At 62.6% G+C, this 22,110-nt stretch carries 24 protein-coding genes and 1 tRNA gene; 12 read left to right on the plus strand and 13 right to left on the minus strand.

Going from position 1 to position 22,110, the window contains the following annotated elements:
- Positions 1-36 precede the first annotated feature (36 nt).
- Positions 37-660 (plus strand): carbonic anhydrase, encoded by a 624-nt coding sequence (locus HMPREF2781_RS09305; protein WP_070445954.1) that lies wholly within the window; start codon positions 37-39, stop codon positions 658-660.
- A 107-nt stretch (positions 661-767) separates the two neighbouring features.
- Positions 768-1,508, plus strand: a complete 741-nt coding sequence (locus HMPREF2781_RS09310) for a hypothetical protein (protein ID WP_070645572.1) — start codon at positions 768-770, stop codon at positions 1,506-1,508.
- Here HMPREF2781_RS09310 and radA read toward each other — a convergent pair.
- Complete coding sequence (radA, locus tag HMPREF2781_RS09315; protein ID WP_070645574.1) at positions 1,495-2,877, minus strand: DNA repair protein RadA; 1,383 nt, start codon at positions 2,875-2,877, stop codon at positions 1,495-1,497. The genes HMPREF2781_RS09310 and radA overlap by 14 nt on opposite strands.
- Before the next feature lie 22 nt (positions 2,878-2,899).
- Between radA and HMPREF2781_RS12430 the strand changes: the two genes are divergently transcribed.
- Complete coding sequence (locus HMPREF2781_RS12430; RefSeq protein WP_141750584.1) at positions 2,900-3,103, plus strand: hypothetical protein; 204 nt, start codon at positions 2,900-2,902, stop codon at positions 3,101-3,103.
- On the opposite strand, the gene HMPREF2781_RS09320 is transcribed toward HMPREF2781_RS12430, so the two are convergent.
- On the minus strand, positions 3,085-3,660 hold the full coding sequence (locus tag HMPREF2781_RS09320; protein WP_070645576.1) for a hypothetical protein: 576 nt from the start codon (positions 3,658-3,660) through the stop codon (positions 3,085-3,087). The genes HMPREF2781_RS12430 and HMPREF2781_RS09320 overlap by 19 nt on opposite strands.
- Before the next feature lie 288 nt (positions 3,661-3,948).
- Between HMPREF2781_RS09320 and HMPREF2781_RS09325 the strand changes: the two genes are divergently transcribed.
- The 7 genes from HMPREF2781_RS09325 to HMPREF2781_RS09355 are packed head-to-tail and all read left to right on the plus strand — an operon-like array spanning position 3,949 to position 9,604.
- A complete protein-coding gene (locus HMPREF2781_RS09325) occupies positions 3,949-4,533 on the plus strand; it encodes a CarD family transcriptional regulator (protein ID WP_010188874.1) in 585 nt (194 codons plus the stop codon).
- Complete coding sequence (gene ispD / locus HMPREF2781_RS09330; RefSeq protein WP_070645578.1) at positions 4,505-5,266, plus strand: 2-C-methyl-D-erythritol 4-phosphate cytidylyltransferase; 762 nt, start codon at positions 4,505-4,507, stop codon at positions 5,264-5,266. The genes HMPREF2781_RS09325 and ispD overlap by 29 nt, the downstream gene beginning before the upstream one ends.
- Positions 5,259-5,741 carry a 2-C-methyl-D-erythritol 2,4-cyclodiphosphate synthase gene (gene ispF, locus HMPREF2781_RS09335; RefSeq protein WP_070645580.1) on the plus strand — a complete coding sequence of 161 codons (483 nt, stop codon included), beginning with the start codon at positions 5,259-5,261 and terminating at the stop codon, positions 5,739-5,741. Before ispD ends, ispF begins: the two co-directional genes overlap by 8 nt.
- Positions 5,742-5,787: 46 nt before the next feature.
- A complete protein-coding gene (gene cysS / locus HMPREF2781_RS09340; protein WP_070645582.1) occupies positions 5,788-7,194 on the plus strand; it encodes a cysteine--tRNA ligase in 1,407 nt (468 codons plus the stop codon).
- A gap of 59 nt (positions 7,195-7,253) precedes the next feature.
- On the plus strand, positions 7,254-8,204 hold the full coding sequence (rlmB, locus tag HMPREF2781_RS09345) for a 23S rRNA (guanosine(2251)-2'-O)-methyltransferase RlmB (protein WP_070445974.1): 951 nt from the start codon (positions 7,254-7,256) through the stop codon (positions 8,202-8,204).
- Between the two features lie 18 nt (positions 8,205-8,222).
- Positions 8,223-8,957 (plus strand): AAA family ATPase, encoded by a 735-nt coding sequence (locus HMPREF2781_RS09350; RefSeq protein WP_010188884.1) that lies wholly within the window; start codon positions 8,223-8,225, stop codon positions 8,955-8,957.
- Positions 8,954-9,604, plus strand: a complete 651-nt coding sequence (locus HMPREF2781_RS09355) for an AAA family ATPase (protein WP_010188886.1) — start codon at positions 8,954-8,956, stop codon at positions 9,602-9,604. Before HMPREF2781_RS09350 ends, HMPREF2781_RS09355 begins: the two co-directional genes overlap by 4 nt.
- Before the next feature lie 620 nt (positions 9,605-10,224).
- On the opposite strand, the gene HMPREF2781_RS09360 is transcribed toward HMPREF2781_RS09355, so the two are convergent.
- The 4 genes from HMPREF2781_RS09360 to HMPREF2781_RS09375 are packed head-to-tail and all read right to left on the minus strand — an operon-like array spanning position 10,225 to position 13,813.
- Positions 10,225-11,064 (minus strand): CE1 family esterase, encoded by an 840-nt coding sequence (locus HMPREF2781_RS09360; protein WP_070445983.1) that lies wholly within the window; start codon positions 11,062-11,064, stop codon positions 10,225-10,227.
- Positions 11,065-11,073: 9 nt separating this feature from the next.
- Positions 11,074-12,036 carry a metal ABC transporter permease gene (locus tag HMPREF2781_RS09365; protein ID WP_210386027.1) on the minus strand — a complete coding sequence of 321 codons (963 nt, stop codon included), beginning with the start codon at positions 12,034-12,036 and terminating at the stop codon, positions 11,074-11,076.
- A complete protein-coding gene (locus HMPREF2781_RS09370) occupies positions 12,014-12,715 on the minus strand; it encodes a metal ABC transporter ATP-binding protein (protein WP_070645586.1) in 702 nt (233 codons plus the stop codon). The genes HMPREF2781_RS09365 and HMPREF2781_RS09370 overlap by 23 nt, the downstream gene beginning before the upstream one ends.
- Positions 12,716-13,813, minus strand: a complete 1,098-nt coding sequence (locus HMPREF2781_RS09375; protein WP_070645588.1) for a metal ABC transporter solute-binding protein, Zn/Mn family — start codon at positions 13,811-13,813, stop codon at positions 12,716-12,718.
- 72 nt (positions 13,814-13,885) lie between these two features.
- Here HMPREF2781_RS09375 and HMPREF2781_RS09380 point away from each other — a divergent pair, with 72 nt between their 5' ends.
- Positions 13,886-14,971 (plus strand): LacI family DNA-binding transcriptional regulator, encoded by a 1,086-nt coding sequence (locus HMPREF2781_RS09380; RefSeq protein WP_070445994.1) that lies wholly within the window; start codon positions 13,886-13,888, stop codon positions 14,969-14,971.
- On the opposite strand, the gene otsB is transcribed toward HMPREF2781_RS09380, so the two are convergent.
- From otsB to HMPREF2781_RS09405, 5 genes are read right to left on the minus strand one after another with little or no spacing between them, the layout of a single operon-like run.
- Positions 14,968-15,711: a trehalose-phosphatase gene (otsB, locus tag HMPREF2781_RS09385; protein WP_070645590.1), complete on the minus strand. Its 744-nt coding sequence runs from the start codon at positions 15,709-15,711 to the stop codon at positions 14,968-14,970. The genes HMPREF2781_RS09380 and otsB overlap by 4 nt on opposite strands.
- 31 nt (positions 15,712-15,742) lie before the next feature.
- Positions 15,743-16,267 carry a hypothetical protein gene (locus HMPREF2781_RS09390; RefSeq protein ID WP_070446002.1) on the minus strand — a complete coding sequence of 175 codons (525 nt, stop codon included), beginning with the start codon at positions 16,265-16,267 and terminating at the stop codon, positions 15,743-15,745.
- Entirely contained in the window at positions 16,264-17,685 is a 1,422-nt protein-coding gene (locus HMPREF2781_RS09395; RefSeq protein ID WP_070446007.1) for an alpha,alpha-trehalose-phosphate synthase (UDP-forming), read from the minus strand. The genes HMPREF2781_RS09390 and HMPREF2781_RS09395 overlap by 4 nt, the downstream gene beginning before the upstream one ends.
- Positions 17,686-17,687: 2 nt before the next feature.
- A complete protein-coding gene (locus HMPREF2781_RS09400; protein ID WP_070446010.1) occupies positions 17,688-18,047 on the minus strand; it encodes a hypothetical protein in 360 nt (119 codons plus the stop codon).
- 50 nt (positions 18,048-18,097) lie between these two features.
- Positions 18,098-19,774 carry a threonine/serine exporter ThrE gene (locus HMPREF2781_RS09405; RefSeq protein WP_070446073.1) on the minus strand — a complete coding sequence of 559 codons (1,677 nt, stop codon included), beginning with the start codon at positions 19,772-19,774 and terminating at the stop codon, positions 18,098-18,100.
- A gap of 185 nt (positions 19,775-19,959) precedes the next feature.
- Here HMPREF2781_RS09405 and HMPREF2781_RS09410 point away from each other — a divergent pair.
- A tRNA-Thr gene (locus tag HMPREF2781_RS09410) sits at positions 19,960-20,032 on the plus strand.
- Positions 20,033-20,071: 39 nt separating this feature from the next.
- Here the strand turns inward: HMPREF2781_RS09410 and HMPREF2781_RS09415 are convergent.
- A complete protein-coding gene (locus HMPREF2781_RS09415) occupies positions 20,072-20,599 on the minus strand; it encodes a TetR/AcrR family transcriptional regulator (protein WP_070446013.1) in 528 nt (175 codons plus the stop codon).
- A complete protein-coding gene (locus HMPREF2781_RS09420) occupies positions 20,586-22,085 on the minus strand; it encodes an MFS transporter (RefSeq protein WP_070645592.1) in 1,500 nt (499 codons plus the stop codon). Before HMPREF2781_RS09420 ends, HMPREF2781_RS09415 begins: the two co-directional genes overlap by 14 nt.
- Positions 22,086-22,110 lie beyond the last annotated feature (25 nt).

Genomic DNA, 22,110 nt, shown 5'->3' on the forward strand with positions numbered 1-22,110 from the left:
CCTCAGTGTAGGGCGGCGGGGTCTAGACTAAGAAACATGCCTTTAGTAGATGTCCCTCAAGACCCGCAGAAGGTGTGGGAAGCCCTCCAGGAAGGTAACCACCGACTGGTGACGGGTAACCTCATCGACGTAAATCAAGACGCGAAGCTGCGCGCTGGCCTGACCCAAGGCCAGGACCCGCGCGTGATCGTGCTGGCCTGTTCCGATTCCCGCGCGCCCATTGAGCACGTGTTCAACATTGGTTTCGGCGATGCCTTCGTCATCCGCACCGCCGGTCACATCCTGGACAGCGCGGTGATGGCCTCGCTGGACTACGCCCTGGAAAACCTCAAGGCCAACCTGCTCGTGGTCATGGGCCATCAGTCCTGCGGCGCGGTGGGTGCAGCCTCAGACTTCCTGGCGGGCGGCGATCTGCCGACGGGCCTGCAGCGTCCGATCATTGAGCGCGTGGCTGCCGCCTCGATGGTGGCCAAGCGCGATGGCCGTGAGGAGCGGGCCGATTTCGAACGCGAGAATACCGCACAGACGGTGTCCCAGATCATTTCTGACGTGCCGGCTGCGCGCCAGCTTCTCGACGCCGGCACGCTCGGCATCGTCGGCCTGCGCTACCTCCTGGAGGATTCCAGCGTGGAGACCGTCGTCCTACACGGCGTTGAATAACCCGTGTGCTCACCCGGTTCCTCGGGTGAGCACATAGAAGCCGCTGCTCAAGACACGCGGCCCCGGGCTGGCCCGGGTTGGGCTCTAGTCCCCTTAAACTAAGAGCTGTGACTGAGCCATCCCGTACCCCGAAGCAGCTGCCGCGAGAGATCTATGTTCGCCGTCGCGTTGCTGCGCTCGTGGCGATCTTGGTACTCGTGATCGTTCTTATTTGGGCTGCCACCGCGCTCTTTAGCGGTTCGGAGGAACCGGGAGCGGAATCACAGCAAGCAGCGGCTTCGGATACCTTGGCCCCGTCGGAGGAAGCAACCTCGGCGGTGGAGACAACCGAGTCCACTGCGGCCGAGGGCTCCGCTGAAGCCTCGGAATCGGCTGAGCCGAAGGAAGGTGAGCAGGACAAGGAAGCGCCATCCTCTGAGGCGAAGCCCGACGAGTTGACCGTTGATCCCACCAAGACGACGTGTTCCCTCCAAGACCTCAAGGTGCTGGCCAAGACCAACGAGGACAGTGTTCCAGCCGATAAGATGCCGACCTTCTACTTGGAGGTCTTTAACCCGACAACGGCAGATTGCTCCATTGATCTGGATGAGGAACAGCTGCGCTTCGAGGTCTACAAGATGGGCTCTAACGAGCGCGTGTGGGCCGATACCGATTGCTATGCCTCGGTGGAAACCGGCAAGCAAACCTTCAAATCCGGTGAGACTCGCTACTTCCAGGCGGATTGGTCCCGTAAGCGCTCCGAGCCGGGCAAGTGCACCGACCGCGAGGACGCTGAGCCGGGTGCTTATTTCTTGCACTCCGTCATCGGTGAGAACTACTCCCCGGCGCTCCCGTTTAATCTGCTTTAAGAGCAGCAATTGCTTCGCTTAGCGTTGCTGCTTGACGCACCTGCATGCTGCCGCTGACCTCCACCTTTCCGGGCGGGACTAGGGCATGGCGGTAACCCAAGCGGGCGGCTTCCGCCAAGCGACGGTCTAGGTTGGGCACGCGGCGCACCTCTCCGGCGAGGCCAACCTCCCCGATGACCACGGTCTTCGGCGGCAAGGGCCGCTCGTGCAGGGAAGACCACGTGGCAAGGGCTACGGCAAGGTCCGTTGCCGGCTCCTGAATTTTCATTCCACCCACCGTGGCCACATAGGCATCCTTGTCGTTAGTGCGTTCGCCCGCGCGGGCCTGGAGCACTGCGAGCACCATGGGAACGCGGTTGGCATCAAGCCCCGTCACCACGCGCCGCGGGTTCTTCGCCACAGGATCCACGGTGAGTGCCTGGACCTCAGCCAGAATGGGGCGCACACCATCCATGGCGACGGTCACCGCCGAGCCATCCGGGGTGCTGTCGCGGTGGGAGAGGAAGAGGCCAGAAGGATCCGCGACCTCCCGGATTCCGGACGCGGTCTGCTCGAAGCACCCCATCTCATCGGTAGCACCAAAACGGTTCTTCAGGCCCCGGAGAAGGCGCAGAGAGGATTGACGGTCACCTTCAAAATTCAGGACGACGTCCACGAGGTGCTCAAGCACGCGCGGTCCGGCAACGTTGCCGTCTTTGGTTACGTGCCCGACGAGGAGGATGGGGATGCCGGTGGTTTTGGCCAGCGTGGTCAGGGCAGCGGTCACCGCGCGCGACTGGGCCACGCCGCCAGCCACGCCTTCGACTCCGGCGGCGTGCATGGTTTGGACGGAGTCCACGATGAGCAGGCTGGGTTTGAGCTGCTCCACGTGCCCAAAGACGACGTCGAGATTCGACTCAGCCGCAAGGTAGAGCGTCTCGTGCAAAGCTCCGGTGCGCTCAGCGCGGGCGCGGACCTGACCGGCGGATTCTTCCGCGGTGGCATACAGTGCAGTGCGCCCTAGCTGCGCCCAGCGGGAAGCAACCTCGAGCAAGAGAGTGGATTTGCCGACTCCCGGTTCACCCGCCATGAGCACCACCGACCCGGGGACGATGCCGCGGCCCAAGACTCGGTCAAGTTCCCCAATGCCGGTAGTGATGGCCTTCGTTGCTGACACACCCACCTTGGTTATCGGTACTGCCGGGCTCGTCGGCGTTAGGCCTGTGGGACGGCGCCCAGACACCGCAGCCTGGGCAGCAGTACCGCTCTCAGCCGCCGCGGTTTCCTGTAGCGTTCCCCATGATCCGCACTCGGGGCAGCGGCCAAGCCACTTGGGGGAGACGAAGCCACACTCAGAACACGTGTGGACGGGACGAACCTTTTTTGCCATGCTCCTCACTCTAGTAAGCCGCGTGGACATCGATGTCAGCCTGCACGACAGTGCAGGCCATGTGCCGCAGGACGGCTCTTTTCTTCTCTCTCTTAACGCTATGCAAAAACGAAAAAGAAACCGCCCCAGCTGCCAAAGTTTTCCCGAATCTTTAAATCACGGGCTACAACTTTGGCAGCTGGGGCGGTTTATCTATGAAGAAAAGGCTTATTTGTTCTCGGCGTAGCCCTCGGTGGACTGCGGGTCGCGGTCATAGTTACCGGACTGCAGCGGGGAGGCAGACACGGTGGCATCAACCTCGATGGTGCCGGTGTTGAAGGTGAAGGTCACCGGGCGGGAGCCACCAAAGGCGTAGTCCTCATTCTCCAGGGAGGTGGTCACGTAGGTGATCTTCTCATCCTTGCCGTCCTTGGGGAGGCGGTCCAGGTTCTCCTGGGAATCGGCGTAGAGAGCATGATCGCGCGGAAGCGGCTCGACGCCCTCCAGGGGCACATCCTGGCCGTCAACGCTGACGGACTCGAGGGTAACGTCATCGACCTTGTAGCCCTGGTTCACGGCAACGAACTTCAGGGAGGTCTCACCGGTGTCCGGCTCAACCTGAATGGTGACGTCACGTACGGCCACCTTGCCATCTTCGGAGCTTGCGGATGCACCGTCGACAGCAATCACCTTTTCCGCGGTCTGCGCAACATGACCGGCCGAGCAGGACGCCAAGGCCAGCGCGGAGAGGGCGGTAACTGACATGATGGCACCGCAGCGAGCGGCGGACTTCAGGGACTGCACTGTGAGTGTCCTCCATTGAATTGCGATCACAAAGCTTATCAACGCTTTAGCCTAGTACCTCCGGGGGGAAAGCACACAGTTTCCGCTAAACCCCTTGGGTAGACCGGGGGTAGCCGGGCTTTATATCAGCCGCCATAGTGGTGTAGTGCAGCCAGTGCGCAGCGCCCGGGCGGGGCAGCAGGGGTAGAAAGCAGCGTGCTAGAATAGACTCCCTGTATATGCGGCCCACCGAGAGCACGCCGAGCGCACACGATGGGCATCGTCTCAAAGGCTTCACAAGGAGTGGCAATGGAATTTAAGGTCGGAGAGGTCGTCGTCTACCCCCACCACGGCGCCGCCAAGATTACGGCGATTGAAACGCGGGAGATGGGCGGCGAGGAGCTCGAATACCTCGTTCTCCAAATCAACCAGTCCGACCTGGTGGTGCGTGTCCCTTCCAAGAACGTTGAGATGGTGGGCGTGCGCGACGTTGTGGGCAAGGAAGGACTCGAGAAGGTTTTCTCTGTTCTGCGCGAAGTAGACGTCGAGGAAGCCGGCAACTGGTCCCGCCGCTACAAGGCGAACCAAGAGCGCCTCGCCTCCGGTGATATCAACAAGGTGGCAGAGGTCGTGCGTGACTTGTGGCGCCGCGATCAGGACCGCGGCCTGTCCGCTGGTGAGAAGCGCATGCTGGCTAAGGCCCGTCAGATCTTGGTGGGCGAGCTTTCCCTGGCTAAGCCGGTTGATGAGAAGAAGGCTGACACCATGATGGAGGAGATTAACGCCACCATCGAGCGCCACCGCGCCGCTGGCCTGGTGGAGGACAAGTCCATTACCACCGACATTGACAATGACGTCGATCTCGATGACCTCTCCTTCGACGACGAAGACTAATCAACGCTCCACCGCCCGCGTCATTGCTCTCGTCGCGGCTGCCGGTCAGGGAACGCGCCTCGGGGCCGAAGTCCCGAAGGCCTACGTGGAGCTGCGCGGGCGCACCTTGCTGGAGCGTTCTGTCCGGGCCATGATCACCTCAGAATTCGTCGATGAGATCATCGTTCTGGTCAGTCCCGCGATGGAGGGCTACGCCGCCAGTATCCTCGACCGCATCGATTCTGATGTTCCCGTACGTATCGTCCACGGTGGGGGTGAGCGCGCCGATTCCGTCTGGGCGGGCTTGCAGGCCATCCCGGATGAAGATGCCGTGGTGCTGATCCACGACGCCGCCCGAGCATTGACGCCGCCGGGGATGATCGCGCGCGTCGCCAAGCGCGTGCTCGACGGTGCCACCGCAGTTATCCCGGTCCTTCCCGTGGCAGACACCATCAAAGAAGTCGAGGGGACCGCGGTGCTGTCTACACCGGACCGTTCCCGTCTGCGCGCTGTGCAGACGCCGCAGGGTTTTAGCCTGGCTGCGCTGCGCCGCGCCAACCTAGACTATTGGGCGCAGGACCCCGACTTCGTCGCCACGGACGACGCCAGCCTCATGGAATGGCATGGTGAGCGCGTGGAGACCGTGCAGGGAGATACCTTCGCGTTTAAAATCACCACCCCCATCGACCTCGTCCTGGCGAAAGCCGTGACGGATGAGGTCGAACCGACCATCTTCGAGGTGCCTAGTGACTAACCCCATCATCCCCCGCGTGGGAATCGCTACCGATGCCCACCAGATCGAGCCCGGAAAACCCTGCTGGATCGCAGGTCTGCTTTTTGAAGGCGTCGATGGCTGCGAGGGCCATTCCGATGGGGACGTGGTGAGCCACGCGCTTGTCGACGCTTTGCTCTCCGCCTCCAACCTCGGCGACCTCGGCTCCTTCGTCGGCGTGGGCCGGCCGGAGTACGACGGGGTTTCCGGCGCCCAGTTGCTGCGCGAGTGCCGCGAGCTGCTAGAAAAAGAAGGCTTCATCATTGGCAACGCTGCCGCACAATTGGTTGGCCAGAGCCCCAAGATGGGCCCGCGGAGGAAGGAAGCCGAGGCCGTGCTGAGCGACATCCTCGGCGCCCCAGTATCCGTTTCGGCCACGACGACGGATCACCTTGGCTTCACCGGGCGCAAGGAGGGCCGCGCTGCCGTGGCTACGGCTGTAGTCTGGCGCGCCTAAGGAGTCCTGAACTTGCCGGCTGGATGAGTCAATTAGACTAGGCCAGGTGAGTACTTTGCGCATTTTTGATACCGCCACCCGCAGCCAACGTGAGTTCGAGCCGGTTCGTCCCGGGCACGCGTCGATCTACCTGTGTGGTGCCACCCCGCAGTCCCAGCCACACATCGGCCACCTGCGCTCCGGCGTGGCCTTCGACATTCTGCGCCGCTGGCTTATCGCACAAGGCTATGACGTGGCACTCGTGCGCAACGTGACTGATATCGATGACAAGATCCTCACCAAGGCCGCTGAGAATAATCGCCCCTGGTGGGAGTGGGTATCCACCTACGAGCGTGAGTTCACCAAGGCCTATAACACCCTGGGCGTTCTGCCCCCTTCCGTGGAGCCGCGCGCGACGGGCTTTGTCACCCAGATGGTGGAGTACATGCAGCGGCTTATCGACGCCGGCTTTGCTTATGCCGTGCCTGGCGAAGACGGTGCTGGTTCCGTCTACTTTGACGTCGCGGCGTGGAATGCCACGGAAGGCTCGGACTACGGAGCGTTGTCTGGCAACCGTGTCGAGGAGATGGAACAGGGCGAAACAGACAACGCTGGCAAGCGCAGTCCCCAGGACTTCGCGCTGTGGAAGGCGGCTAAACCAGGTGAGCCGTCCTGGCCCACCCCGTGGGGCCGTGGCCGGCCGGGCTGGCACTTGGAGTGCTCGGCCATGTCCACCTACTACCTAGGCGGCGAATTCGATATCCACTGCGGTGGCTTGGATCTGCAGTTCCCGCACCACGAAAATGAGATCGCACAATCCCATGCGGCGGGCGATAAGTTTGCCAACTACTGGATGCACAACCACTGGGTCACCATGGCCGGTGAGAAGATGTCGAAGTCCTTGGGTAACGTGCTCTCCATTGCCAACATGCTGGAGATCGTCCGCCCGGTGGAGCTGCGCTACTACCTGGGCTCTGCGCATTACCGTTCGGTCCTCGAATACTCCGAGGCAGCGCTGACCGAAGCTGCGGCTGGCTACCGCCGCATCGAGGACTTCGTGGGCAAGTTCGAAAACGTAGAGAAGGGCGAGTGGACTCCGGCCTTCGAAGAGGCGATGAATGATGACATCGCTGTGCCGAAGGCGCTGGCGGAAATTCACACCACCGTGCGCGCGGGCAATAAGGCGCTCAGTGAAGGCAACCGTGAAGAGGCCGAGCGCCTCGCTGGGGCGGTGCGCGCCATGGCCGCGGTTCTTGGCTTTGATCCACTTGATGAACAGTGGAAAGATAGTGGCGAAGAAAGCGGCGCTGATGCGGCCCTGGACGTGCTCGTCCGTGCCGAACTGGAGCGTCGCACCACCGCCCGCGCAGAAAAGGATTGGGCTACTGCGGACGCCGTGCGCGACCGCCTTGCAGCCGCGGGTATTACCATCACCGACACCGCCGACGGCCCCACCTGGTCCTTGGCGGATTAACCGTCCTTGGCAAAGGCCAAGGACAGCACAGAAGTCGAGGACAACAAAGGAGAAGAATTATGGCACGTACCCATGGCCGCGGCGGCGCGGGCGCCCGCAAGTCCAATAAGAAGGGGGCTACGAAGGGCTCTGGTGGTCAGCGTCGCAAGGGCCTGGCCGGCAAGGGCCCTACGCCCAAGGCGGAGGACCGCGTCTACCACGCCAAGCACAAGGCGAAGCTGGAACGCGAGCGCCGCAATTCGGGCCGCCACCAGAAGGAGACCGCGGAGATGGTCGTTGGCCGCAACCCGGTCATCGAGTGCCTGCACGCCAAGGTGCCTGCTACCTCCCTCTACATCGTGCAGGGCACGCGTAATGATGCCCGCCTGTCGGAGGCAGTGGCCATGTGCAATACCCGCAACATCCCGATTCTTGAGGTCCAGCGCCACGAGATGGATCGCATGACCGGCAACGGCATGCACCAGGGCATTGGCCTGCAGATTCCGCCGTACAAGTATGCCGACGTTCATGACCTGATGGATCGGGCCCGCGATGCTCAGGAACCGGGTATGTTCGTCATCCTCGATAACATCACCGACCCGCGCAATCTCGGCGCAGTCATCCGCTCCGTCGCGGCCTTCGGCGGCCATGGTGTCATCATCCCAGAGCGTCGCTCCGCCTCCGTCACCGCGGTGGCCTGGCGTACCTCCGCCGGCACCGCCGCGCGCTTGCCGGTGGCTCGCGTGACCAACGTGACCCGCACGGTCCAGGACTTCCAGAAGGCCGGCTACCAGGTTGTTGGCCTGGATGCGGGAGGCGAGCACACCCTCGATACTTACAACGGTGGCACCGACCCCGTTGTCATCGTCATCGGCTCTGAGGGCAAAGGCATTTCGCGCCTCGTCCGCGAGAACTGCGATGCCATCATGTCCATCCCCATGACCGACTGGGTTGAATCCCTCAACGCCTCCGTGGCGGCAGGTGCGGTGCTTTCCGAGTTCGCCCGCCAGCGTCGCGCGGCCCAGAAGTAGGCTCACGCTTTCGTCGCCATGTTCCTCACGAGTGTGCGTCCCGCCCCGGAGCTTATTGGGGAGGGACTGCCCGGCGTGCCGGAACACATGCGCCGCCTGGGCGTGCTCATCGCAGCGCTGCCCGGCGGCGCCTTGCGTTTGCCTACGCCCGTGACCGTCGTCGTGGGGGATAACGGCGCCGGAAAATCCACGCTGCTCGAGGCCATCGCCGTGGGGCTTGGCGTCAATCCCGAGGGCGGCTCGCGCCACGCCCGGTTTGCCACCGGCGACGAGGACTATCCCGAGTGGCTCATCTGCTCGCGGGCGCACAACCCGCGCGACGTGTACTTCTTGCGCGGCGAGACCTTCCTCAACTTGAGCGAGTATCACCACCAGATCCACAGCCCGGAGAATCCCGATCCGCTCAGTGACCTGCCGTTTCTCAGCCACGGCCAGGGTCTGCTCGCCCTCGTCGAGAGACGCTTCCATTCTGACGGAATGATCATTCTCGACGAGCCGGAAGACGGCTTGTCCTATCCCCGGCAGGTCGAGGTTGTCACGCAGCTCGAGCGCCTCGCCGCCCAGGGCGCGCAGGTCATCCTCGCGACGCACTCGCCAGTCTTCCTCAGCATGCAAGGCGCGACCGTCTACGCGTTCGGCGACAAGGGGATTGCGCCCGTCGCTCCCGAAGCGACGGAAGCTGTCCACGCCGCGCGCGAGTTCCTTGCCGATCCATTGGGGACCGCCGCGTTTCTTATTGGGGAGGGCGAATGAGAGACTTCTATGTCGACGCCTATGCCGCGCTGGACGGCGGCCACGGACCTGAGTGGGTGTCCTCCGTTCCTGGTTTCGTGGCGCTGCGACGCCAAGGACTGGACCTGCGTGCGCCGGTGACCGTGCTGACCGGGGACAACGGGGTAGGAAAGTCGACGCTCGCCGAGGGCATTGCCTTCGAGTACGGCTTTCCTGAGCGCGGTGGGATATGGGGTGTGCAGCGCTCCGCCGGTCCCATCAATCCCCTCCGGAGGTGGGCGAGCCTGCGGCTAGGTACCGCGCCCAAGGACGGCTACTTCCTGCGAGCGGAGGCGCACTACAACGTTGGTTCGACCGCGATGTCGCATGGCGAGTCCGTCATGGACGTCGTGCAGCGTTCCTTTGATGGGCGCGGGCTCTACATCCTCGACGAGCCGGAATCTGGGCTTTCGCTCGTGCGGCAGATGACGCTCATGGCGGAAATCCATCGCGCCGCGGAGGCGGGTGCGCAGTTCATCGTGGTGACGCACTCGCCGATTGTGGCAGCCATCCCCGGTGCGCGGATTGTTGAAATTACAGAAGATGGGTTCTTCCTTGAGCTGCGCGACGTGACACAGACGCTGGCGTTTCAGTCGTTGCGTGAGTTTCTCTACGCCTCCGGATGCTAGATTCAGGGCCGAGAAAGCTGGATGGCGATCTTTACTTCTTGGTTGCTGGCCAGTACTTCACATCTTGAACATTCAGATTGCGTGCGTGTGCCGAATACAAGGTTCTGGAGGATTGGGGTTCCACGGCTTAGAGACGAGGACGACTCGGTCCTTTGCCTGCCGTTTTCACCTTGTACAGATTCAGCTGCGGGTAACTTGAAGAATCTTCGCCAGCAAACCGTGACATCGAGAGTACATACATGCACAGACGTGTGCAACATCACGCTGAGACGTAATAATTCTCTAGATAACAACGGGTCGCAAGTGTGATTAGTCAGTACGCGAGAAAAGAAAACCTACGCGATGGAACGCGACCTCTATGCGATCGTCAACGACATTGCCGACCACTACAACAAGGTTCACTGAATGATGAACTGAAGGATCTTTTATCCCTTGTAGGCCTTTCATTGCACCACAGTGTTTCCTGCGAGCATGCTTCGCTCGGTATGAAATAGCGTCTAGGAATCGCCAAAGCACTGGTCGGTAATCCACAATTATTGCTTCTCGACGCTCACCTACGAACGGCCTCGACCCGAGGTTGGGGCTGAGTGGAGTGAGACACGATGGGGCGCACGTGCAGTCTAGAGCCCGAAGAATTCCTCCACGAGCTCGGCAGCGATGAAGGAATCCGTGTTTTTACCCAGGCGTGGGTCCAGCTCGTTGCCCGACGGGATGACGTGGCCCATGCCCTCGACGCTCACGAGCTCGACCGGCGCGCCGGTGGCGTCTGCCGGCTCCCAGCGGTCGACAACGGTGTCGGGGAAAAGGTGGGTGCGCTCTGGGCCGGCGGCATGGTTGAGCTCCGCGAAGCGTGCGGCGTTCTCCTGCGCGCCGGTGACGGCACCGCGGGTGCGCTTCGGGTCAATGCCCGCCGTTCCGCCCGTATAGGGCGCGAGCTGGTCGCCCGTGCCGTGGACGAACATGACCGGGGTGGGTTGGTACGCCGAGTCCGGATTGGTGGGCGCATGGTTGGCGCCGGCGCCGAGAGTGGAGGCGAAGACGCAGGCGGCATCGGCAAGCCCGGGGGCGTCGAAGAGCAAGCGGATAACCATCTGCCCGCCGTTGGAGAAGCCGCAGAGGAACACGCGGCCAATCTCCTGCTCCGCGCGCAGCTCGTCGAGGATGGCGCGCGTGAAGGCGACGTCATCGATGCCCAGCTCGCGCGCGGCGACGGGCAGGGTGGCGCGGGCATCGTTAAAGTGCTGTTCCACGCCGGTGGGGTAGACCGCAAGCATGCCGTGGCGGGTGGCGAGGTCATCGAACGTGCCGTTAGTGAAGCGGCGGATGACGTTCGCGGATTGCAGGGAGCCGTGGAAGAACAGGAGGAGGTCTCTCTGGCGCTCGACGTCATCATTCGGGCGGTACACGAGGTACGTGCGGGTGCGGTCTTGTAATTCGAGGCTACGGCGTTCCAAAGTCACGCATCTAGCCTAATCCTGATGCGCGCAGTGCTCATCGTGCGTCGAGGTGTGGTGTGTCTCGGCGTCGGCGCGATCGGTGGCGGCGCGGAAGTGTTCCTGGGAGGCGCGGCGGGCGGCGACGTCGTCGCGGACGGCCTTGCGGCTGCGAGCCCAGCCGATGCCGCGGCAGACCAGGTAAATAACAAAAGAGATGCTCGTGACGAAGACCGAGACGGGCAGGCCCGGCGCCAGGGAGAGGACCAGGCCGCCCACGGCGGAGACCTCCGCGAAGATGGTGGACCACATCACCGCGCGCAGTGGGGAGGAGGTAATCTGTACCGCCGCAGCACCCGGCGTGATGAGCAGCGCCATGACGAGCAGGGAACCGACAATCTGCACGGATTGCGCGGCCGTCAGGCCCACGAGGATGGCGAAACACACCGCTAGAGACTTCACCGGCACGCCGGCGGCTTGGGCCATGACGGGGTCCGCGGAAGCGAAAAGCAGGGGGCGCCAGAAGAACGCCACCACGGCGACGATGATGGCGGTGGTTGCGGCGAGCAGCCACACCGACGCGGAGGAGACACCGACGATCTGTCCCATCAGCAGCGTCATTGCGGTCTTGGCGTTGCCGGGGTAGAGGTGTAAGAAAAGCACCGAGAGACCCAGGCCGAAACTCATGACCACGCCGATAGCGCTGTCTTGTTGGCCTTTCAGTCCCAGCACCGCCAGGATGATGGCGGCCACGATAGCACCGGCAATCGCACCGAAGCCGATGTTGAGACCGAACAGCAACGCTGCGGCCGCGCCCATGAGCGCGAGCTCAGAGGTGGCGTGCACAGAGAAGGACATGTGGCGCAGGACGATAAGTGAGGTCATCACTCCGGAAAGGATTCCGAGCAGCGCGCAGGCGATGAGCGAGGATTGCACAAAATCAACGCCCAGCAGGTACTGGGTATCTTCGATGAATTTAGACAACGATGAGCCTCCCATCGACGTTGAGAACAGTCACGGAGGAGCCATACAGTTCCGAGAGGACCTCGGAGCGCATGACCTCATCGACTGAACCGAACGTGTGGCCATTGGGCGCGAGGTAGAGCACTTTATCCACCACGCCCAGCACCGGGTTTATGCCATGGGTAACGAAGAGTACGGAGGTGCCGCGCTCGTGGCGCCACGCATTGAGCTTCTCGACGGTCGCCTGCTGCCGCGCTGGATCCAAAGACAACAGCGGCTCGTCCGCGAGGATGAGCTCTGGGTCGTTGGCTAGGGCCTGGGCTTGGCGGATGAGCTGTTGCTGTCCACCGGAGAGCTGGCCCACGCGGCGGTCAGCGATGCCGGTGGCACCGACTTCGGCGAGGAGTTCGTCGACACGCCCCCGAGCAGGCCGTCGCTTCCGGAGCACGCCATGGGCGAGGGAGAGCGACACGAGATCCCGGGCGCGCAGGGGCAGGTCCTGGGGGAACATTCTTTGCTGTGGGATAAAGCCCACGCGGCAGTTGACGTCGACGCTGCCCGCGGTGAGCTGGCGGGTACCCAAGATTGTTCCCAGCAGCGTGGACTTGCCCACGCCGTTGGGGCCCAAAACGGCGATGAACTCGCCGCGATCTACGGCGAGGTTCATGTCCGACCACAGTGGTTCTACTGCGGCATCCTCGAAAGAAATGAGCACTTACACAGCCTCGAGTGCGTTGACGACTTCCTCGTAGTAGTCAAGGAAGTTGGTGTCTTCTGGTGGGGTTTCACCAATCTCTACCACCGGGATGTTCTTATCCTCGGCGGCGGCGCGGATGCGCTTGGTCATGTCAGTTTCGGTCTGCGGGTTGAAGATGAGCAGGTCGATCTTGTCCTGCTTGATGTCCTCGAGGAAGCGGGCCAGGTCGGCGGCGGTGGGCTCGCCCTCAGCGACGGTGGCCTTGCGGTAGCCCTCCGGGGTGGCGTCGGTGCTATCGGTGTACTTGAAGATGTAGTCCGCGATGGGCTCGGTCTGCGCGTAGTTGCGCTGCGGGAGCTTCTCGATGCGTGCCTTCAGTCCTTCCACACGTTCCACGAGTGGGTCGGCGGTCGCCTTGGCTTCTGGGTTGGCCTCGTTAACGAGCGTGGCGACCTCCGTCGCCACCTTCTCGATGGCGGCGGAGTCGTACCACACGTGCTCGTTGCCATCGATGTTGGTGACCTGCTCGGGGTGCTCGGCGGCAATCTTCTTGGCCTCGTCCATGGTCACGGTTTCGCCTTCGTGAGCGTGGTCATGGTCATGACCTTCTCCATGGTCATGGTCGTCATGACCATGCTCATCATGCGCGTGGTCGTGTTCCTCGCCATGCTCATGTTCTCCATGATCGTGATCGCCATGGTCATGCGCAGTAAGCGGCAGGGCGTGAATGATCTGGTCTTGGTTCTTGACGGCCTGGTAGAGCCAGGCGTCGTAGCCGCCGCCACCGGCGATGATGACGTCGGCCTCGTCGGCGCGGGCGATATCCGCGGCGGTGGGTTCGAAGTGGTGTGGGTCCACGCTGTTGCCGCTCACGATGGCGTGGACGTCGATATTGACGTCGGTCTGCGCGGTGTTGACGACCGCCTGGGCCACATCAGCCCAGATGGAGGTCGAGGCGACGACCTGAATGGTCTCCTTATCGGAACCGGCATCCGAGCCGCCATCGGCGTTATCGCCGCTGGAAGAACAGGCGCTCAGCGAGGCGGCGCCCAGGGTGGCTGCGAAGAGGAGAGCGGTGGGACGTCGGAAAGCACGGCGTGGGAGGGAAGTGGTCATGTCCCTATTTCTACGCTTTAGTGAAAATTGTTGTCAAATGATAATGAGTTGAAAACGGGTAACCTTACCGTCATGTCCAAACGCAGTACGACGCTGGCCTCCCTGGCCGCCGAACTCGGGGTTTCGCCCACCACGGTGTCCAACGCGTATAACCGCCCAGACCAGCTGGCCCCCGCCACCCGGGAGCGCATCCTCACCGCGGCGGCTGAGCGTGGCTACACAGGCCCGGATCCCACCGCGCGCAGCCTGCGCACACGCCGCCAGGGGTCGCTGGGCGTCCTGCTTACTGAGCACCTGTCCTATGCCTTCGAGGACATGGCCTCGGTAGATTTCCTCGCCGGTATGGCGGAGGCCTCGGCAGGGGCGAGCACGACGTTGACTCTCATCCCGGCCGGTCCAGATACCGTCGGTGCTCCCAATGACGCCCAGGCAGCGCAGCTTGTAGGGTCGGCGGCGGTTGATGGATTTGTGGTCTATTCCGTGGCGGCGGGTGATGCTTACCTTGAAGCGGTGCAACGCCGCGGCTTGCCGGTGGTGGTGTGTGACCAGCCCACGGATTCGGGCTTGCCCTTCGTGGGTATCGATGACCGCGCCGCGATTGCCCCGGCGGCGCAGGCGCTTGTCGACGCCTCCCATACCCGCATCGGCATCCTTGCCATCCGCCTATACCGCGAGCGCCTCGATGGTGAAGTGACGGCTGCGCAGCTAGCTGCGGCGGATATGCACGTGCAACGCTCACGTGTATTGGGTGCGCTCGATGTCTTTGCAGACGCGGGACTCGATCCTGCAGGCATCCCCGTGGTGACGCGCCACATCAATGATCCACGCACCGCTTATGCGGCCGCAGAGGAATTGCTGACTAGGCACCCGGATCTCACCGCGGTGTTGTGTACGACGGACTCGATGGCGCTTGGCGTAATCGCTTATGCACGCGATCATGGAATCGCGGTTCCCGAGCAGCTTTCTGTTACCGGCTTCGACGGCATTGCGCCCGCCTTGGCGCTGGGCCTGAGCACCGTCGTGCAGCCGAACAAGGAAAAGGGGGCGGCGGCGGGGCGCATGCTGGCCAGCCTCATCGATGGGCGCGGAGAGGTGCCGCGCGCGTTGTTGGAGACCACCTTCCATCCCGGGCGGACCGTGGCCCCGGCTGGGGCTTAAGCGCTGTGCTGCGCGCGGGCGGCGGCGAGTTCTTCGAGGAACTCCGTCACCGCCGCGATATCGGGCACGCGCAGCGCCGCTTGCGTTGCGCCCTCACCGACCTTGACGCCGAGGTCCGGCGGTTGGTTGAGCAGGGCGAAGCCGTCTTCATCGGTGGTGTCATCCCCCAAGAAGACCACTGCCGTGGCGCCGACGCGCTGGCGAAGCTTCTCAAGCCACGTGCCTTTCGTGGCCTGTGTAGCAGAAAACTCGACGACGCACTTGCCCGCTGTCTTGGGGAAACCATCGGCGCTGAGAGCCTCGCCTTCTGCATACGCCGCGGCCGCCGCGTCAGGATCCTGCAATTCTAGTGTCCGCAGGTGCAGCACGCGCTGGAAGGGTTTGACCTCCAGTTCCGCGCCGGGGTGGCGCGCGATGATTTCTCTGAGCTCTGCTTCTTTCTTCGCCAGGTGAGCTTCCATCTCCGGAGCGAGGGCGGAATCCTCCCACGAGGACTCGGCGCCATGCGAACCGCCCAAAAGTACCGGTTCGCGCAGCGGGCATACCTGTTTTAGGCCCTCGAGGTGCCGGCCGGAGAGCACCGCGGCGGTGGTGTTCGGGAGCTCCGCTAAGGTGGCCAGGGCGTCGAGCGAGCGCTGCTCCGGCTTTACATCATACGCGTTGCGTGCGAAGCCCGCTAAGGTGCCATCAAAATCGGAAACAACCGCGAGGTGTTCTGCGGAGGCGAGAGCATCAATCATGCTTCCCACCCTAGCGCCGAAAACTTCAAGGCTACAGCGAGGCCATCCGGATGATCGGTGAGTCCACCTTGTCAGTGCGCAGCGTCAACACCAGCTGGTTGTTCGGGTTAAGCCCGAAATCGAATTCATGGCCCTCAGCAATGAGGTTGCGCATGAGTGAATCGGCCCACTGTATCGAGCCCTCGCAGTCAGCACTGCGCGGCGGGCTCTCATAAGTGGCTTTCTCCACCCGCATCACGTCGCCCTCCCAGATGGTGGAGGCCTTGTCATCCTTGTGGAAGGAAACCTCGGCAGTGAAGGAAACACAGCCGGTCGAGCCCACAGCGGTGTGTTCACCGAAGCTCATGTGCGGCACGTGTGCAGTATCGGCGGGCAGGGAGGAAGGAGCATCCGGAGATGTATAGAGGTTAATGACCTGCCAATCCTTGTCCAGGATGCGCTCATCGCCGCGCGGCGCAGGCTCCTCCTCGGCGGAGCCACACCCGCTCAGACCAAGCGTGAGCAGCGCCGTGCCGAGCACAGCGGTGAGCGCTGCGGCGGGCCGGCGCCGCATCATGCTTCCTCCTGGTTCAGTGCGCCGAGGAAGGACTGCGACCACAGTGCGATATCGTGCTGACGCACCTGCTCGTTCATCGCAATCATGCGCTCGCGCATGGTATCAGGAGATTCCTCCAGTGCCTTGACCGCAGAGAGTAGAGCGCGTTTGATGGACTCGATGTCGAAGGGATTGCACAGGTTGGCTTGGGTAAGCTCTGCTGCAGCGCCCGCGAATTCGGAGAGCACGAGCGCGCCGGAGCCATCGCTGTGGGAAGCCACGTATTCCTTGGCCACCAGATTCATACCGTCCTTGAATGGTGTGACCAGCATGATGTCTGCGAGCCGGTAGTAGCGCCGCAGTACGTCTTTCGGGACTGAGCTGTGCTGGTAATGCACCACGGGTGCTCCTAAGCGCCCAAAGCGTCCATTGATGCGGCCCACGGCTTCCTCCACCTTCGAGCGCGTGGCGCGGTAGTGATCGATGCGCTCGCGCGAGGGAGTAGCTAGTTGGACGAAGGTCACCTCGTCCGGGTCCAGCGCCCCGGTCTCGAGGAGTTCCTCGAAGGCAGTGAGGCGCTGCAGGATGCCCTTCGTGTAATCCAAGCGGTCGACCCCCAAAATGACGTGTGCGGGGTTGCCCAACTCAGCGCGGAGCTGGACGACGTCCTCTGCATCGCCACCCTCAGCGAACTCACTCGCTGCAATGGAGATGGGAAAGGCGCCGACCCCGACGGAATGACCGCTATTCGTCACGATGCGGGCGGTCACCTCGCGGGTGCTGACCTCACCTTCTACTGTGAGGCCCTGGGTGCGAGCCAGCTCCACGAAGTTGCGGGCGTTGGATTCGAGGTGGAAGCCGATCAGGTTGGCGTCGAGAAGCCCCCGCACCAACTCCTCACGCCACGGCAACTGGCGGAAGAGATCCGGGGAAGGGAAGGGGATGTGGAGGAAGAAACCGATAGTGAGATCGGGGCGCAGTTGGCGCAGGATGCCAGGCACCAGCTGCAGCTGATAGTCCTGCACCCATACCGTGGCATTCTCCGCAGCGACGGCCGCTACCTCGTTGGCAAAGCGCAGGTTGACCTCGCGGTAGGTGTCCCACCAATCGCGGTTATAGATGGGGGTGACGATGAGATCGTGATAGAGCGGCCACAGGGTGGCGTTGGAAAAACCCTCGTAAAAGGCCTCAAAATCCTCATTCGTGAGGCGTACCGGGTGAAGCAGAACGCCGTTGTCGGTGGTGAAAGGCTCGGGGGCTTCGTCGGCCACGCCCGGCCAGCCCACCCAGCAGCCCTGGTGCTCTTCTAGGACAGGGGAGAGCGCGGTGACGAGGCCGCCCGGGGAGGCCTTCCACTCACGGGTGCCGTCGGCGGCGGTTTCGAGGTCCACCGGCAGCCGGTTGGCCACGACTACGAAGCTATTGCTGCGCCCGGACATAACTAGGCCTTCTTCGTGGCCTTTTTAGTTGCCTTCTTGGTAGCTTTTTTGCTCGACTTCTTAGTGGCCTTCTTGGTGGCTTTCTTCGTAGCCTTCTTTGTCGTCTTCTTGGTGGACTTCTTGGAGGCCTTCTTGGTTGCCTTCTTGCTGCTCTTCTTCGGAGCGGCATCGGCTTGCTCAGCCAAAACCTTGCGGTGGACTAAGCCTTCTGGTTCGACGCCCAGCATCGACATGAGGGTCACGCCGTCGAGGAAATCCTCCGCATAGGTGGCGACGACGCGACGCGCGGCGCGGGCGGTCTCTTCCTCTACTGCATGAGTCTGATCAGCGGCGGGCTGAGTATCTGTGACCTTTGGTGGCACGGAGTCCTCCTGGGATGAAGTGTGAAAGCTTTCAGACCGGCTATTCTACGCTATTGCGAGTCCGTTGGGGCGCTCGGGTCATCTTTGCCGGGCACTGTGTAGGTGGGGCGCTGCGCTGGAAATTGCGTGGTGACGGGCCACATGTCCGTGACGGCATCGCCCTGCTGGAAGCGCGCCTGCTGTGCAGGCGTCGGCGGTTTGGGGCCGAACTGCGGCGGTGGGGCTGGCAGGTTGTGACGCGGAGCGAAGGGCGATAGGGGAACGCGCGGAATGCGGGCGCGCTGGGCCAAGCGGGTGGCACGCGAGAAGGAGAACGTGCCCAAGCGCTTGATCGAGTTATAAGGCCGGAAGTATTGCGGGCGGCGCAGGCGGCGGGCCACTCGCTCGCCGAAGACCACGCCAGCGGCTAGTGCACCGGAAATGGCGAGGGCGCTGGCCAGGTTGGTCAGGCCGGTAATGAGCTGTTCGTTGAGCATGGCGTACATGCCGCGGTACAAAGTCAGACCCGGCAGCATGGGGGTATAGCCCACGATCATGGTGATGAGCGGCGGCATCATGTAGCGGCGGGAGAGGAGACCACCGGCGAGGCCGACCGCCACGGCCGAAATGCCAGAGGCGACGACAGCTCCAACGCCTAATAAGACGACGAGGAAATAGTAGAAAATCATACCGGCGGCTGCGGTGAGCCCGGAGATGGTGACCTCGGACCACGACGCTCCCAGCGCTAGTGCGAAGGCGGCAGAACCGATTCCACCGCACAGCACCAGAAGGGGGATCTGGTGATAGACGGGCGGGGCGAGTGTCGCCAGTGGCGGCAGGCTGAAGCCCAACCACGAAGCCACCTGGATACCTAGACCGACGCCGGCGATGATGGCGCCGGTGGACATGAGCGCCTCAAAGAACTTGGCGGATGAGGTCACGGGCGCGCGGGTGATCCCGTCCACCAAACACTGCACCAAGGTCAGGCCCGCCACCAGGATGATGATTCCGGAACCGATGATTTGGGAAGGTAGCATCTGGATGCCAAATCCCGCGAAGATGTTGTAGAGGATGGCCGCGGGGACAACGGCGAGTAGGCCGCCGACGAGGTTCTGATAAAAGGGCGGCAAGCGATAGTCCGCCAGGAACATGTTCGTGCCCATAATGAGTGCCGAAATGAGGAAGGTGACAACCCCGACGAGAAGGTCGCCGCCCAGCATCACGGCGATGAATCCACCCATGGCACCCCACGCGCTGACGATGGTGGTCTTGGAATAAGGGTTCTTCATCGCGTCGATGTCATCCAGGATTTTCTCCGCCATTGCCGGCGGGGTAGCACCGGAGTGGATGGAGCGGATGAGCCGGTCGACGGCGGAGAGTTTAGTGAAGTCCACGGCGATGCTCGGTGCCACGCGGAAGACATGGAGGTTGTGCCGCTCCGGTCCGGTGCCGATGGAGGTGTGGATGGTGATGGTGTTCATCAGAATCGACACGTGGCAGTAGTGCAGACCATAGGAGGAAGCGACGAGGTGAATCTGCGCTTGCACGTCGGTATTGGCTGAGCCCGCCGCAATGAGGATTTCACCAACGCGTGCGGCGATTTCCATGACGCCTGTGACCTGGGCCGGATCGGTGAGATCGACAGGGGCTAGAGGGGAGGGCGGTGGTGCGGCCTTTGCAGCGTCGATGGTGGCGACGGAGGCCGAACGGTACAGCAGGCGCTGGCGCAAGGAAGAAAGAACAGACACGGAAAAGATAGACCTCAACAACACTTCTGGGTTCGGTAAGTCAGCACTTTAGTAACTGCCGTCGATTTATGCACCTGCCAGTGCTTTTCGCGGCTTTTACGTTCACTTTTTCGCAGCGCAAGCACCCTGACTTTCTCTGTATGGGGTGGGCTCAGGTACGATTCCCCTAGCGGATGAGCCGCGGTGCTGGAGTGGCGCAATTGGTAGCGCAACGCACTTGTAATGCGTAGGTTGCGAGTTCAAGTCTCGTCTCCAGCTCAAAAGGGCCTTTTCAAGGCCCTTTTTTCATTCTGGGGGTTATTCGGCGAGGTGGCCTAAGGCGACGTCGATAAGCGCGCGGCGTCTCTGCGGCGGCAGGGGGCGGTCGGTGAGGTGATCGTGCACCCACAGGCCGTCTGCGATGATTGATGCCAGCACGACGGATTCATCCTCCGCGGCAGGATCAGGCAGCCAGCGCCCATCGACGTCCCTCCACACCTTTTGGAAGTCCGGATGGGACTGCGAGTGGATGGACATGAGCAATTCAATGAGCGGGTCATTCTTGCCCATCGACTCCAAGGTGGCGCGGTAGCGCTGGCGAGGACTCAACTGCTCCGCCGTTTTGCCACCGGAGAGACCGATGAGCTCTTCCTCCCAGCGCTCCGCGCACAGCTTATGGCAATCAATGAGCAGCTCGTGCCGGGTAGGAAAGTGGTAGATGAGCCCCGACTTACTCATGCCCGTGGCAGTGGCCAGGGAATCGTAGGTGAGGGCGTGAACGCCATCCTTCTCGATGATGGCGAGCGCCTTTTCGAGCGCCTCAACCTTTTTACTAATGCGTGGCATCGGCACCTCCGGAGGTTGGGTTGCTGCGGAAGCACCAGCCGGTGACCGCAGCAAAAATGAGCATGACTACGCCAAGTCCGGCGGCGGTGGCCAAGTAAGCATCGGTGTATGCGGGGCCGGCGGCCTCCGCGAGCGAGGGGTCGTGGAGTGCATCCATGCCTAGGTCCCGGATGTCCTCTGGCAGCCCGCTCTTATAGAGCATAGGCAGCACCGAACCGGTGACCGCAATGGACAGCAGCGTGCCGAATTCATAGGAAACTTCCTCCACACCCGCGGCCATACCGGAACGCGAGGCAGGCGCGGCGCCGATGATGGCGGTGGAGGATACCGACATCACGAACCCCGCGCCGAGGCCGGTGATGAACAGGCCAACCAGGTATGCGGGGAACACGTCGTGCGTGCCGCCCCACACCACGCAGCCAATGCCCGCTGCCATAGCGAGGAAGCCGCCGGCGATGATGGGCAAGAAGCCCCAGCGGTGCAGGTTAGCCCCGCCCAGCGCGGACATCGGCAGCGCGGCCAGCGCGATGAGGGAAATGATGAGCCCAGCGTGCAGTGGGGAGTAGAGGTCCACCAACTGCAGCTTCTGCGTGGTGGTCATTTCCAGCCCGGCCATGCCAAACATGGCGCCGGCTGCGGCCAACACGCCGCCGCTGAAGATGGGGGAGCGGAAGATATCGAAGGTGAGAAGCGGCTCCTCCAGTGTGTGCTGGCGGCGAGTAAAGAGGACAGCGCCTATGAGGCAGGCGGCCAGCGCGCCACCAATAAGCATGGCGTTGAGGTGGGAGCTGGCTACGGACTTGATGACGAGCACTAGGGAGGCCAGCGTGATCAGTGCGTAAAGGGAAGACAAGAAATCCCAATGCTTCGCTGGGTTCGCCACGTTCGGTGGGGCGAGGAAGGCAGTGAGGATGAGGGCGATGATCACGATGGGCACGTTGACCAAAAAGACCGATCCCCACCAGAAGTGCTCAAGCAAAAAGCCGCCCACCGTGGGGCCTGCGGCCGCGCCAACGACGGCAATGGAGCCCCAAATGCCGATGGCCGTGTTGCGCTCAATCTCATCTTCAAAGGTCAGACGAATCAGAGCCAGGGTAGCGGGCATCATGATGGAGGCGCCAAGACCCAAGAAGGCGCGGGCAGCGACGAGCTCCCACGCGCCGGGCGCTAGCGCTGCGGTCAGAGACGCGATGCCGAAAATCCACAGGCCGATGACGAACATGCGGCGGTGGCCAATTTTATCGCCCAGAGTTCCGGTGCCCAGCAGGAGACCGGCAAGCATGAGTGCATAGGCGTTGATGATCCATAGTTGCTGCAGCGAAGTGGCGTGGAGCTGCTCGGAGAGCTCCGGCAGGGCTGTGTAGAGGATTGAGTTATCCAAGCCGATCATGAGCAGGCCTAAAGAGACCACGCCAAAGAAGGTCCATCGGCGGGTCGCTGAGGTCCGAAGCATCTCTGCCGAGGTTTCCGTTCGTGCATCTGTCATGCTGCGAAACTATAGCGAACGGCCG

Origin of the sequence: Corynebacterium sp. HMSC062A03 (assembly GCF_001811145.1) — a bacterium.
In the GTDB taxonomy this organism is placed as follows: domain Bacteria; phylum Actinomycetota; class Actinomycetes; order Mycobacteriales; family Mycobacteriaceae; genus Corynebacterium; species Corynebacterium aurimucosum.